This window comes from Shimia biformata (assembly GCF_016888515.1).
Taxonomy (GTDB): Bacteria; Pseudomonadota; Alphaproteobacteria; order Rhodobacterales; family Rhodobacteraceae; genus Shimia_A; species Shimia_A biformata.
In genome coordinates this window covers 1,528,906-1,542,099 of sequence record NZ_JAFEJK010000001.1, presented here as the reverse complement: position 1 = coordinate 1,542,099, position 13,194 = coordinate 1,528,906, and the positions used below count along the sequence as shown (strand labels likewise).

General features: G+C 59.9%; 9 protein-coding genes and 1 tRNA gene. 6 read left to right on the top strand and 4 right to left on the bottom strand.

Annotated features, from left to right (window positions below; genetic code table 11):
- The first annotated feature begins 670 nt into the window (after positions 1–670).
- Genes aceE through lpdA form a run of 3 tightly spaced genes read left to right on the top strand, consistent with a single transcriptional unit; the run spans position 671 to position 6,367 of the window.
- On the top strand, positions 671–3,328 hold the full coding sequence (gene aceE, locus JQ863_RS07425) for a pyruvate dehydrogenase (acetyl-transferring), homodimeric type (protein WP_204113657.1): 2,658 nt from the start codon (positions 671–673) through the stop codon (positions 3,326–3,328).
- Positions 3,329–3,351: 23 nt separating this feature from the next.
- Complete coding sequence (gene aceF, locus JQ863_RS07420) at positions 3,352–4,617, top strand: dihydrolipoyllysine-residue acetyltransferase (RefSeq protein WP_204113656.1); 1,266 nt, start codon at positions 3,352–3,354, stop codon at positions 4,615–4,617.
- Positions 4,618–4,630: 13 nt separating this feature from the next.
- Positions 4,631–6,367 (top strand): dihydrolipoyl dehydrogenase, encoded by a 1,737-nt coding sequence (lpdA, locus tag JQ863_RS07415; RefSeq protein ID WP_204113655.1) that lies wholly within the window; start codon positions 4,631–4,633, stop codon positions 6,365–6,367.
- Positions 6,368–6,486: 119 nt separating this feature from the next.
- Here lpdA and JQ863_RS07410 read toward each other — a convergent pair whose 3' ends face one another.
- Genes JQ863_RS07410 through JQ863_RS07395 form a run of 4 tightly spaced genes read right to left on the bottom strand, consistent with a single transcriptional unit; the run spans position 6,487 to position 10,874 of the window.
- The gene (locus tag JQ863_RS07410; protein WP_204113654.1) at positions 6,487–8,271 is read right to left on the bottom strand and encodes an SLC13 family permease; all 1,785 of its coding nucleotides are present in this window, start codon (positions 8,269–8,271) and stop codon (positions 6,487–6,489) included.
- A 15-nt stretch (positions 8,272–8,286) separates the two neighbouring features.
- Entirely contained in the window at positions 8,287–9,222 is a 936-nt protein-coding gene (locus JQ863_RS07405) for a DMT family transporter (RefSeq protein ID WP_204113653.1), read from the bottom strand.
- Complete coding sequence (locus JQ863_RS07400; protein WP_204113652.1) at positions 9,219–10,037, bottom strand: TIGR00282 family metallophosphoesterase; 819 nt, start codon at positions 10,035–10,037, stop codon at positions 9,219–9,221. The genes JQ863_RS07405 and JQ863_RS07400 overlap by 4 nt, the downstream gene beginning before the upstream one ends.
- Before the next feature lie 42 nt (positions 10,038–10,079).
- Positions 10,080–10,874, bottom strand: a complete 795-nt coding sequence (locus tag JQ863_RS07395) for an inositol monophosphatase family protein (protein WP_204113651.1) — start codon at positions 10,872–10,874, stop codon at positions 10,080–10,082.
- A 264-nt stretch (positions 10,875–11,138) separates the two neighbouring features.
- Between JQ863_RS07395 and JQ863_RS07390 the strand changes: the two genes are divergently transcribed.
- The 3 genes from JQ863_RS07390 (at position 11,139) to JQ863_RS07380 (ending at position 13,107) form a co-directional block, all read left to right on the top strand.
- Positions 11,139–11,213 (top strand) — tRNA-Phe (locus JQ863_RS07390).
- Positions 11,214–11,543: 330 nt separating this feature from the next.
- Entirely contained in the window at positions 11,544–12,158 is a 615-nt protein-coding gene (locus tag JQ863_RS07385) for a DUF6932 family protein (RefSeq protein ID WP_204113650.1), read from the top strand.
- Positions 12,151–13,107 carry a hypothetical protein gene (locus JQ863_RS07380; protein WP_204113649.1) on the top strand — a complete coding sequence of 319 codons (957 nt, stop codon included), beginning with the start codon at positions 12,151–12,153 and terminating at the stop codon, positions 13,105–13,107. Before JQ863_RS07385 ends, JQ863_RS07380 begins: the two co-directional genes overlap by 8 nt.
- The last annotated feature ends 87 nt before the right edge of the window (positions 13,108–13,194 follow it).

The window sequence follows — 13,194 nt, the reverse complement described above, 5'->3', positions numbered from 1 at the left end:
AGTATTTGCACCCCATATGCACCAGATGTTGTTTCTCGGGGGGTGGAAAATCAGGATATTGATCAGTTATCCACAGAACAAACACACCATATTCCAAACATCGGTCGCTTTTCAACTATATATTGTGTCATTGATGGTGACCCAAATTTCTTCCCATGTTTTCCCAATATTTTCGGCACATCCGTCGAATCGCGGGCATCTGAACGCAATGTGTCCGGGAAAACACGGCGACAAATCGCGAAATTTTATAGAAATCCAGTATGATTCGGCGCATTGCGCTTGGCGTGGGAACCAATGACGCCCTCGCAACGCCCCATGAATTCCCATCTGGACCATGAATTCCCACGCTCCGCATGAGTTCCCATGCCGCAAGATCAAATTGTGTCTCCGGACCTGAAAACCATATAAGGCACCGGGGATGGCCGCATGCATCGTCGCTGCTGATTACCGTGATCGTTTCGGGCGCACAGACCAAGAGGCCACCCCCTTCATCCACCCACACTCACGCCGCCCGGCACCGCTACCCCTTGGCCAAAGCGCACCCAGCGCCCCCGCCCCGCACAGCATCCCGCCCAGCGCATAACAGCCCTGCGTCAATGCGCCTACCTAAATAGTTTAACGTTAAACTATAAGAAGTGAACGCCACGTAACCCAGGAGGAGGAGCGCTTCATGGCGACCGAGTTCCAAGACATTGATCCGGTGGAATCCCTTGAATGGCAGGACGCCATTGAAGATGTGATTGCACGTGATGGCGCCGACCGCGCCCATTTCCTGTTGGACAAGGCCGTTCAGCAGGCCCGCGCCGCTGGTGCCAACCTGCCGTTCTCGGCCACCACGCCCTATCAGAACACCATCCCGGCCGACGATCAGGCCGAGTTTCCGGGTGATCTGCAGATGGAATGGCGCATCCGCACCATCAACCGCTGGAACGCGATGGCAACCGTGGTGCGGCGCAACAAGGAATCTTCGGAATACGGCGGCCATATCGCGTCCTTCGCGTCCTCGGCCGTGATGTATGATATAGGGTTAAACCATTTCTGGCGGTCCAAGTCCGCAATCCATGGCGGCGACCTGGTTTTCTTCCAGGGTCACGTGATCCCCGGCATCTATGCGCGCAGCTTCATGGAGGGCCGCATCACCGAGGAGCAGCTTGAGAATTTCCGCTCCGAGGTCGCAGGCAACGGGCTGTCGTCCTACCCCCACCCCTGGCTGATGCCCGATTACTGGCAGTTCCCCACCGTGTCGATGGGACTTGGCCCGCTCATGGCGATCTATCAGGCGCGGTTCATGAAATACATGCACAACCGCGGCCATATCGACATGGCCGACCGCAAGGTCTGGTGTTTCCTCGGCGATGGCGAGATGGACGAGCCGGAAAGCCGCGGCGCCATCGACCTTGCCGTGCGCGAGGGGCTGGACAACCTGATCTTCGTCATCAACTGCAACCTGCAACGTCTGGACGGGCCGGTGCGCGGCAACGGCAAGATCGTGCAGGAACTGGAAGGCGACTTCCGCGGCGCGGGCTGGAACGTGATCAAGCTGTTGTGGGGCAAGGGCTGGGATCAGCTGCTTGAGAAAGACACCAGCGGCCGGTTGCGCCAGTTGATGAACGAAACCGTCGATGGCGATTACCAAACGTTCAAATCGAAAGACGGCGCCTATATCCGCAAGCATTTCTTCGGCAAATACCCCGAAACGGCGGCGCTGGTCGAGGATTGGACGGATGAGCAGATCTGGAGCCTCAACCGTGGCGGCCATGATCCCGAGAAGGTCTATACCGCGTTCAAACGTGCAACCGAGACCAAGGGCCAGCCGACCTGTCTGTTGGTCAAGACCATCAAGGGCTATGGCATGGGCACTGCTGGCGAGGGGCAGAATACCACCCACCAGCAAAAGAAAATGGCCGAGGATCAACTGCGCGCCTTCCGCGACCGGTTCGACATCCCTGTCAGCGACGAAGACCTGCCAAAAGCCCCCTTCGTGGCACTGAACAACGCGCAAAAGGCTTATCTGGCCGACCGCCGCAAGGCGCTTGGCGGGGCCTTCCCGAAACGCGACTGGCGCGACACGCCCAAGCTGGAAATCCCCGACCTGTCGAAATTCGAGGCCCAGCTGAAATCCACCGGCGAGCGCGAGATTTCGACCACCATGGCCTTTGTCCGCATCCTGACCACGCTGCTGCGGGACAAGAAGATCGGCAAGCAGGTGGTTCCGATCGTGCCGGACGAAAGCCGCACCTTCGGGATGGAGGGGCTGTTCCGGTCCGTGGGCATCTACAACCCGATGGGCCAGAATTACACGCCCGAGGACCGGGACCAGATGTCCTATTACAAGGAATCGGTCGACGGGCAGGTTCTGCAGGAAGGCATCAACGAAGCCGGCGCCATGGCCGACTGGATCGCTGCCGCCACTGCATACAGCAACCACGGCGTGCCGATGATCCCGTTTTTCATCTATTACTCGATGTTCGGGTTCCAGCGGATCGGCGACCTGGCCTGGGCCGCCGGCGACAGCCGTGCGCGCGGCTTCATGCTGGGTGGCACCGCAGGCCGCACCACGCTGAACGGCGAGGGATTGCAGCACGAGGACGGCCACAGCCACATCCTGGCCGGCACCATCCCGAACTGCATCACCTATGACCCGACCTTCCAGCACGAGGTGGCCGTCATCGTCCACCACGGGCTGCAGCGCATGTATGTCGATCAGGAAGACGTGTTCTTCTACCTGACCCTGATGAACGAGAACTATGCCCACCCGGACATGCCGATGGGCGTCGAGGACGAGATCATCAAGGGGCTTTACCGCTTCAAAGAGGTCAAGAAGCCCGGCAAGAAACATGTCACGCTGATGGGGTCTGGCACGATCCTGGTGCAGGCGATCAAGGCCGCCGAGATGCTGGAAGAAGATTTCGGCGTCACCTCGGAAATCTGGTCGGCGACCTCGTTCAACGAACTGGCACGCAACTGCCAGGACGTGGCGCGGCACAACCGCCTGAACCCGCTGGCAGAGCAGCAGGAAAGCTTTGTGTCGACCCAGTTGGCCAAGTCCAAAGGGCCGATCATCGCCGCCACCGACTATATGAAGAACTATGCCGAGCAGATCCGGCCTTGTGTCCCCCGCCGCTATACCGTGTTGGGCACTGATGGGTTTGGACGGTCGGACAGCCGAGTGAACCTGCGCCGCTTCTTCGAGGTCGACGCCAACCACATCGCTGCCGCCGCCATGGTGGATCTCTACCGCGAAGGCAGCATCACCAAGGCCGTGCTGGAAAAGGCGCTGGCAAAATATGACATCGACGGCGCCAAGCCGAACCCGCGTCTGGTTTGAGCGGGACGAGAGGAGAATTGAACATGGCTATTGAAGTGAAAGTTCCCGATATCGGCGATTTCTCGGACGTCCCGGTCGTCAGCGTTCTGGTGTCTGTCGGCGATGTGATCGCGGAAGAAGACCCGATTGTCGAACTGGAAAGCGACAAGGCGACGATGGAAGTGCCCTCGCCCGCCGCGGGCAAGGTGGTCGAGATCAAGGTCGCAGAAGGGGATAACGTTTCCCAAGGTTCTCTGGTTCTGATCCTGGAAGCTGACGGTGCAGCCGAAGCGCCCGCCGCAGCCCCTGCAGCCTCTGCAGCCGCACCAGCAGCGGCCCCTGCGCCCGCCGCGCCTGCGGCAGCCCCTGCCCCCGCGCCGGTCGTGACCGATGCCGGGTTCGGAAAGGCCCACGCATCGCCGTCGGTGCGCGCCTTTGCCCGGCAACTGGAAGTGGACCTTGCCAAGATCAACGGCACGGGCCGCAAGGGACGTATCCTGCGCGAGGACGTGACCGCCTTCCTCAAATCCTCGACCGCTTCCGCGCCTGCCGCAGGCGGCGCGCAGGGCGGCATGGGTATTCCGCCGATCCCGGTTGTGGATTTCTCGAAATTCGGCCCCACCGAGGACGTCGAGATGCCGCGCATCAAGAAGATCAGCGGCCCGGCCCTGCATCGGTCCTGGCTGAACGTCCCGCATGTCACCCATAATGACGAGGCCGACATCACCGAACTGGACGCCTATCGCAAGGAAATGGACACGGCGGCCAAGGAAGAAGGCTATCGCGTGACGCTCTTGTCCTTCGTGATCAAGGCCAGCGTTTCGGCGCTGAAACAGCACTGGGAAGTGAACTCGTCGATCCACCCGGATGGCGACAAGCTGATCAAGAAAGATTTCTACAATATCGGCTTTGCGGCGGATACGCCCAACGGCCTAGTCGTGCCGGTGATCAAGGATGCCGACCGCAAGGGTCTGGTCGAGATTTCTAAAGACCTGATGGAACTGTCCGCCAAGGCGCGTGCAGGCGAGTTGAAAGGCCCCGACATGCAGGGCGCGACCTTCACCATCTCGTCGCTTGGCGGCATCGGCGGCACCTCGTTCACCCCGATCGTGAACGCGCCCGAAGTGGCGATCCTTGGCCTGACACGGTCCAAGATGGCCCCGGTCTGGAACGGCGAGGAGTTTGTGCCGCGCCTGATGCAGCCCTTGTCGCTGTCCTACGATCACCGCGCCATTGACGGGGCACTGGCTGCACGCTTCTGCGTGACGCTCAAGACCCTGCTTGGCGATATGCGCAAGTTGATGTGGTAAGGGGGACAATCTGATGGACGTCAAAGTACCCGATATCGGTGATTTCTCGGAAGTGCCCGTGGTGGCGATCCTTGTGGCCGTGGGCGACACCGTGGCCGAAGAGGACCCGCTGATCGAACTGGAAAGCGACAAGGCGACGATGGAAGTCCCCTCGCCCGCCGCTGGTGTGGTGAAGGAAATCAAGGTCGCGGAAGGTGACAAGGTGGGCGAAGGATCACTGATCCTTGTGCTGGAGGCCGAAGGTGGCGCAGCTGCTGCCGAAGCCCCGAAACCCGAGGTCGCCGCCCCCGCCGCACCACAGGCTGTCGCGGCCACCGGAACTGCAACCGGCGCAGGCGATGTGCATGCCGAAGTGGTGGTTCTGGGCTCTGGCCCCGGCGGGTACACCGCCGCCTTCCGTGCTGCCGATCTCGGCAAGAAGGTCGTGCTGATCGAGAAGGACTCGTCGCTGGGCGGGGTCTGCCTGAATGTTGGCTGTATCCCCTCGAAAGCCATGCTGCACGCCGCCAAGGTCATCACCGAGGCCGAGGAGATGGGCGAACACGGCATCACCTTTGCCAAGCCCAAGGTCGATATCGACCAGCTGCGCAGCTGGAAGGAAAGCGTGGTCAAACAGCTGACCGGCGGTCTGGCCGGGCTTGCCAAGGGCCGCAAGGTTCAGGTCGTGAACGGCTATGGCAGCTTCACCGGGCCGAACATGATCGAGGTCGACAATGACGGCCAGAAGACCACCGTCAGCTTTGACCAATGCATCATCGCTGCCGGGTCCGAACCCGTCACCCTGCCCTTCATCCCGCATGACGACGACCGCGTGATCGACTCGACCGGGGCGTTGGAACTGGCTGACGTGCCGAAACGCCTTCTGGTTCTGGGTGGCGGCATCATCGGGCTGGAAATGGCCACGGTTTACGACGCACTGGGATCGAAAGTGACCATTGTCGAGTTCATGGACCAGATCATTCCCGGCGCCGACAAGGATATCGTGAAACCGCTGCACAAGCGGATCGAGGGCCGGTACGAGGCGATCCTGACCAAGACGAAGGTCACCGCTGTCGAAGCGCAGAAAAAGGGGCTCAAGGTCACGATGGAAGGCCCGGACGGAGAGGTCACGGATACGTTCGACAAGGTTCTGGTCGCTGTCGGCCGCCGCCCGAACGGGGCCAAGATCAATGCCGCCGCCGCAGGGGTTGCCGTGGATGAACGAGGCTTCATCCCCGTCGACAGCCAGCAGCGCACCGGACAGCCCCATATCTTCGCCATCGGCGACGTGGTCGGCCAGCCGATGCTGGCGCACAAGGCCGTGCATGAGGGCAAGGTTGCCGCCGAGGTCGCGGCTGGTCACAAGCGCCATTTCGACGCCCGCGTGATCCCGTCGGTCGCCTATACCGACCCCGAGGTCGCCTGGGTCGGCGTGACCGAGGCGCAGGCCAAGGCCGATGGCGTCAAGGTCGGCAAGGGCGTGTTCCCCTGGGCCGCGTCGGGCCGCTCACTGTCGCTGGGACGGTCCGAAGGCATCACCAAGCTGATCTTCGACGAGGAAACCGACCGCGTGATCGGCGCCGGGATCGTCGGGCCAAACGCCGGCGACCTGATCGCCGAGGTCGCGCTGGCGATCGAGATGGGGGCGGATGCCGTGGACCTTGGTCATACGATCCACCCGCACCCGACGCTCAGCGAAACGGTGAACTTCGCCGCCGAGATGTTCGAAGGCACGATCACCGACCTGATGCCGCCGAAAAAGCGCAAGTAACCCAAAAAAAACGCCGCCCCGGACAGACGCGGGGCGGCGTTTTCTCTTTCTCCAAATACCTCGGGGGTGAAGCTTGAAAACCTGTTTTCAAGCGAGGGGGCAGCGCCCCCTGCCCACACTTACAGCGGCCAGATCATCGGAATGATCGCCGAGGCCAGCAACCCCACCGACAGGTTCAACGGAATCCCCACCTTCAGGAAGTCGCTGAAGCGATAACCGCCGGGGCCATAGACCATCATGTTGGTCTGATAGCCGATGGGTGTCGCGAAGGACGCCGAGGCTGCCACCATCACCGCCACCACCAAGGGGCGCGGATCGATGCCCATCGCGCTGGCCAGCCCGATGGCAATCGGTGTCACAACAACCGCAACGGCGTTGTTTGACACCAGTTCTGTCAGGATCGAGGTCAGAAGATAGACCGCCCAGACCACCAGGAAAGGCGGCAGCTTGCCCAGAAACGGCGCGACAAAGCCCACGATCAGCGACACCGCACCCGAACTTTCCAGCGCCGCGCCGATGGCAAGCATGGCAAAGATCAGCGCCAGAAGGCGGCCATCGACAAAGGAAAATGCCTCGTCCGCGTCAATGCAGCGGGTCACCAGAACCACTGCCACGGCAAGGATAGACAGGAAGAAGATCGGCGCGACCCCAAACCCGGCCAGAACCACGATCCCCACCAGCGCGGCAAGGGCAATCGGCGCCTTGCCGCGGCGGAATTCGCGCTCTGAAGGCTGGCTTACGTCAACCAGTTCCATTTCACGCGCGAGGCGCTGGATGTCCTCGGGCGCCCCTTCCAGGAGAAGCGTATCGCCGACCCGCACCACCAGCTGATCCAGCTGCTGGCCGATATTCTGGTTCCGCCGGTGTACCGCCAGCGGGTAGACCCCGAAGCGGCGGCGCAGGCGCATCGAGCCCAGTGACCGGCCCACCATCTTGCAACCCGGTGTGATCAGAACCTCGACGGTCGAGGTCTCGACCGCGCCGACCTGATCAAGCCGCTTCAGGGATTTGTTGCGTTGCAAAGACAGAAGCTCGGTCATGCGGGTCCGCAGGACGACACGGTCGCCAACCTGCAATTCGACCCCCTCAAGATTGCGCCGCAGGGACAGGTCGCCGCGGATCACATCGACCAGCCGCACACCGTCGCGCTTGAACAGCTGAACCCCCTGGACCTCGCGGCCGATCAGGTTCGACTCCGGCGGGATCACCGCCTCGGTAAAGAACTTCTTGCTCGACGAGTCGCGCGACAAAAGGCTGGCCATGCTGTCGCGGGACGGCAGCAGCTTGGAACCGAAGGCCCAGAGATAGAACATGCCCCAGGCCACCAGGATCAATCCAAGCGGCGTGACCTCAAAAATGGTAAAGGGCTCAAGCCCCTGCGCCCGCGCGACACCATCAACCAGAAGGTTGGTCGAGGTCCCGATCAGGGTTAGCGTGCCCCCGAGGATCGCGGCATAGCTGAGCGGGATCAGCAGTTTTGACGCATGGGTGCCCAGGGTTTTGGCAAGCTGGATGAAGACCGGGATCATCACGACGACAACAGGCGTGTTCGACACCACCGCCGAGGCGACGATGACAAAGGCCATCAGCATGGCGATCGCCAGTTTCGGGTTGGTCTTGGCCTGTTTGTCGGCCATGTGGGTAAAGGCCGACAAAGCCCCCGTGCGCACCAGCCCGCCCATCACGATGAACATCGCCGCAATGGTCCAGGGCGCCGGGTTCGACAGCACGTCGAGCGCCATGTCATAGGGCAGCACCCCAAGAACCAGAAGCAGAGAGACACCGGTAAGCGCCACGACTTCCGCCGGGAAGCTTTCACGCAGGAAAAGGACAAACATCAAGGCGACCGTGGCAAGCGCAATCAGGGCCTGCGTGGTCTGTGAAAACTCAAAGAGCTCAAGCATCTATTTTCAGATCTCTCAACGATTGCCGCCATTCTTGCCGAATGCATCCGCCTCGGCAACAGGATTACCTTGTCGCGGCTGAACAAGGAACATGCCGGCCAGGATCAGCGCCAGCGCCGCCCAGACCCAAAGCGTATAGCGCTCGGCCAGCAGGATCATCGACCAGACAACGCCTGTGCCGGTGACGATATAGCTGACCTGCGCGGCAAAGACCGCGCCCGCCGCGCCCACCATCCAGACATAGCCCGTGTAAACCAGCACGTGGATCACCGACGTGCCCACCAGCGCGAACTCGGGCGCATTCCAGTCGGTGCGCGGGTCGATGAACTGGCCGGACACCACCGCCAAGGGCAGCGCGATCAGCGCGCCGACCACCGAGGCGCCAAACAGTACGTGACCGGGGCCAAGCCCATGCGTGCCCCATTTCGCAACGATATTGCCCTCAAACCCGTAACAAAGCGGTGCGATCAGCGCGACCGGGATCCAGACCACCAGCGCCGCATCCGGCAGGCTTTGTGGATTGGCAAGGAAGGCGACGCCAACAAACCCGGCAATCAGCCCGCCAAGACGCAGCCAGTTGAATCGGTCGGTCCCCATCATCAGCGCGATCGGAAAGGCAAAGATCGGCACCAGCGAAATCACGATCGCCATCACCCCGCCGGGCAGATGCGTTGCCGCCTTGTAGGAAAAGCTGTTGGGCACCACGGTTCCGATCAGGGCAATCAGGATGAAGAACCACAGGTGTTTCAACGGCAGGGTCACCGGCTTCCCGGTCGCCAGTCGCAGCGCCCCCAAGAACACGGCGCCGATCACCATTTGCCAGAAGATCAACCCCAGGGGCTGATACCCCTCGCTGACCGCGATCTTGGTCAATGGCTGGGTCAGCCCCCATCCCGCCCCAAGAAGAAGTAGGATGGCAAACAGCCGCCCCGACCCGAGGTTGCCGCTCATTCCGGTCCGGCCTGCGCTAGACGGCCGCCCTGCCGGACCATCTCGATCCGCGTGGCGGTGCCGGTCCTGTCGTCGGTCTCTATATAGACGCCGGACAACGTCGCCTCGCCCGTGGCCGGGGTGAAGCGCGACTTGGCCATGCCGGTCACGAAACGGCGCATCGGTTCGACCTTTTCCATCCCGATGACCGAGTCATAGTCGCCACACATGCCCGCATCCGACTGAAACGCGGTGCCGCCCGGCAGGATCTGGGTGTCGGCGGTGGGGACATGGGTATGGGTGCCCACGACCAGCGTGGCACGGCCATCACAGAAATGCCCCATACCCATCTTTTCGGAGGTGGCTTCACAGTGGATATCGACGATGCTGGCCTGCACCAGCCCGCCCCGCGGGTGCGATTTCAACACCGCATCAATGGCCGAGAACGGATCCGCGAACGGCCGCTTCATAAAGACCTGACCCAGGACCTGCGTGACCAGAACCTTGCGTCCGCCGCGCGCCTCGAACACGCGGTGCCCGCGCCCCGGAACGTCGCCTTGGGCAAAGTTCAGCGGCCGCAGGATGCGCGGCTCGGTCTGGATGAATTGCAGCATGTCCTTCTGGTCAAACGCATGGTCGCCCAGCGTCAGGCAATCCGCGCCCGCGTCCAGAAGCAGCTTGGCATGGGCGGCGCTGAGCCCCATCCCGTTCGACGCGTTCTCACAATTGACAACGACGAAATCCAGCCGCCAGTCGTCGCGCAGCTTTGGCAGCCGCTCGACAATCGCCGCGCGCCCGGCGCGGCCCATCACATCACCAAGAAAAAGGATCCTCATGTCACCCGCCTAGCGGCAAATCGCACAGCGGGCAAGCATGTGTCAGCCACGCTGCCGGATGACCTTGGAAAAATGCGAGAAAATCGGCTCGTTGGAACAGATCACCTCGCCATCCCCAAAGATATCGCCCCCTTCGCGCAGGGGTTCGATCAGGCCACCGGCCTCTTGCACCAGGATGATACCCGCCGCGATGTCCCAGGGTTTCAACCCGCGCTCCCAGAAGCCGTCGTAGCGGCCAGAGGCAACATAGGCCATGTCCAGCGACGCCGCCCCCCAGCGCCGCACACCGGCGGTGGCGGGCAAAAGACGGGCCAGGTCCTGAATCGTTGCCGGCAGATCGGCGCGACCACCAAATGGCAGGCCGGTGGCAAAGATCGACTCGATCATGCGGTGACGGCCCGAGACGCGGATGCGAGTCTCGTTCATCCAGGCGCCTTCGCCCTTTTCGGCGAAATACATCTCGTCCTTGGCGGCATCGAAGATGACCCCGGCGACGATCTTGCCGCGATGTTCCAGCGCAATCGACACCGCCCAGTGCGGCAGACCGTGCAGGAAGTTCGTGGTCCCGTCCAGCGGATCGACGATCCAGCGGCGGGTCGGGTCGGCGCCCTCGATCTCCTTGCCCTCTTCCTCGGCCAGCCAGCCATAGTTCGGACGTGCGCCCAGCAGTTCCTCTTTGAGGATCTTCTCAGCGGCAACATCGGCGCGGCTGACAAAATCGCCCGCGCCTTTCATCGACACCTGCAGGTTCTCGACTTCGCGGAAATCCTTGACCAGCGACCGCCCCGCCTTGCGCGCGGCCTTGATCATGATGTTGAGATTTGCACTGCCCGGCATCGGGTCACTCCTAGACTGGGATCAAGCCGCGCGTATACGCGTTGAAACCCGCCTTGCCAAGCCCCGAGCCACCCCATGCAGACACATCCCCGCCCTGCATCCCATGCAACCCGGAATAGCCGTGTTTCTGGCGCCGGTCACCGCAGGTCCAAAGGCAATTTCGGCGCGCCGAAAAAAGCCGTCACTTTTTTCCAAGAACCCTCTGGACACGCCCCGCCCCCCGACATAAAAGCACCGCACCCGAACGCAACGCCGTTCACCCGTGCCCGGGTAGCTCAGGGGTAGAGCAGTGGATTGAAAATCCTCGTGTCGGTGGTTCGATTCCGCCCCCGGGCACCACTAAATCCTGAAAAGTATATATTTATCAGTATGTTGCCGGACGGTTTCTACTTGGTTGAAGCCATTTTGTGGACCAATTTTGCAAAGCTGCAAGTAAATCAAAGATTCTGGGGTCGTACTTGAAGCAAGCGTAGTCACTACGCCCGCTACCAAACCCATTTATCATGAACATCGCTGACCTTTTAGTGAAGGTGTGCTCAACAGCCGCGTCAAGACCGCAAACGTCTGACACCTTGGAACAAGGGCAAGCACTTATGATTGGTTAACTCGGCGGCAACAGATCGCATTATAGTCTTGGACATCGGGACACTTTCACGGTTAGGTTGTTTCTTGACTAAGACCACGAGTTTTCGCATGCCCATACCCGATTTCGCACCCCATGGAGCGTTACCGCCTTTCATTTCAGGTCATCCAACCATTCCAAACGCCCGCTCGCCTTATCCGGCAACTATGCAGGAGGTCGTTGAACATTTCTGCACTTCGCCCGAACGGGCAAAGTTGCTAAAAGGTTTTAACGAGTACCGAAAGCACCTGCATACTGGGGGCTTCGTTTCAGGCTCTCAGTGGATCGACGGAAGCTTCATTGAGAACGTGGAAGCCCTGAGGAACAGAAGCCCAAACGACATCGACGTGGTAACGCTCTTCAACAGGCCGCTGAAGTACCAAAGCCAACCAAATAGCTGGAGTCTAGACTACGCGAACCAGATTCATGCCACTTTTTTTGACGCCGCCAAAATGAAACCGGTGTATCACTGCGATACATATGCTGTTGATCTCGATGCGGGTTCGCGTTCGTTGGTCAGAAACACAACATATTGGTTCGGACTCTTCAGCGACATGCGTGGCTCAGACGCAAAGAAAGGCATTCTAGAAATTCCTTTGGCTGTGGATCCAATGGAGTTTGCAGCTATTGATCAAGCTATAGGGATCAAGTTCAATGTCTGATCTCCAGAGATTATCTGATCTAGAAAGCCAGAAGGCAGAACTAGAAGCTCTCGTAGTCGAGGCCGAAGCAGACGGAGACATCGTGGGGCGTCTGAACTTTTCGACGCGTTTAGAGGCTGTCAACAAGGAGCTGGGTTCTCTTCGTGAACGCGATGCCCGTGTGGCGGAGATTTCAATCCTTTTCGATGGTGCACCTGTAGATGGATCACGCAGCATCGATGCTAGTTTTGCTGCGCAGGCCCTTTCGTACTTTCAGGGCATCGTGACAAGAATTTTCGCATCAAATTCAAGCGGCGAACTTGCTCAACGTGGCAAAATAAGAGGTTCGGATCTTTCAGCGCTTTACATACGCGGCGTCGCGACAGGTTCTTTCGGTTTCATTCTAGAAGAGAAGGATGCAAGTCAGATGAGCGCCGTAAAAACGCCTATCAGGGAAACATTGGAGGAGGCCACAGCGCTATTTAATGAGTTTACGCAGGAAGACGAAGACGATTTTCTGATCGACGTAGATGAGATCAATCCAAGGGTTTTTACAGCTCTGGCAAAGTTTTTTCGCCACCTTGAGAAGAACGAAGCGGCGCTAAAGGCCAATCTTCCGGATCGCCAATATAGTTTTGACCGGGCCGGAATTGAGAGAGCTTACAGGCGAATAACAGAAACGAACGTCAAAATTGAACCCGTTACATGGACTGGGACTCTTGTTGGGCTGTCTCCAATAAAAAGGACCTTCGATTTCAAGCGAGACGGCGCTGAAGAGATCATTTCTGGAAAATTCAGCCATCAAGTGAGCCAAGATTATTTAGAGAGAATTGAGAATGAAGAGGGAATAACTCTAGGTGATCGCTTTCACGCCGAAATTGAGATCGGTACAATTAGAAAACCCGACGGGACGATCAGTGTAAGCTATACGGTTACAGACTTAGTTCAGGCTCCACCTTATGGATCCTGAACCGTCGTTTCTAAACAGGTCACTCCGAGATCGATTTCAGCTTGAGGTATATTGTGGGTCTTGGAAGTTCGAAAGAACTTTAACCAA

Coding starts and splice junctions, on each gene's coding strand:
- aceE (WP_204113657.1), top strand. CDS start 671: ATGGCGACCGAGTTCCAAGACATTGATCCGGTGGAATCCCTTGAATGG.
- aceF (WP_204113656.1), top strand. CDS start 3,352: ATGGCTATTGAAGTGAAAGTTCCCGATATCGGCGATTTCTCGGACGTC.
- lpdA (WP_204113655.1), top strand. CDS start 4,631: ATGGACGTCAAAGTACCCGATATCGGTGATTTCTCGGAAGTGCCCGTG.
- JQ863_RS07410 (WP_204113654.1), bottom strand. CDS start 8,271: ATGCTTGAGCTCTTTGAGTTTTCACAGACCACGCAGGCCCTGATTGCG.
- JQ863_RS07405 (WP_204113653.1), bottom strand. CDS start 9,222: ATGAGCGGCAACCTCGGGTCGGGGCGGCTGTTTGCCATCCTACTTCTT.
- JQ863_RS07400 (WP_204113652.1), bottom strand. CDS start 10,037: ATGAGGATCCTTTTTCTTGGTGATGTGATGGGCCGCGCCGGGCGCGCG.
- JQ863_RS07395 (WP_204113651.1), bottom strand. CDS start 10,874: ATGCCGGGCAGTGCAAATCTCAACATCATGATCAAGGCCGCGCGCAAG.
- JQ863_RS07380 (WP_204113649.1), top strand. CDS start 12,151: ATGTCTGATCTCCAGAGATTATCTGATCTAGAAAGCCAGAAGGCAGAA.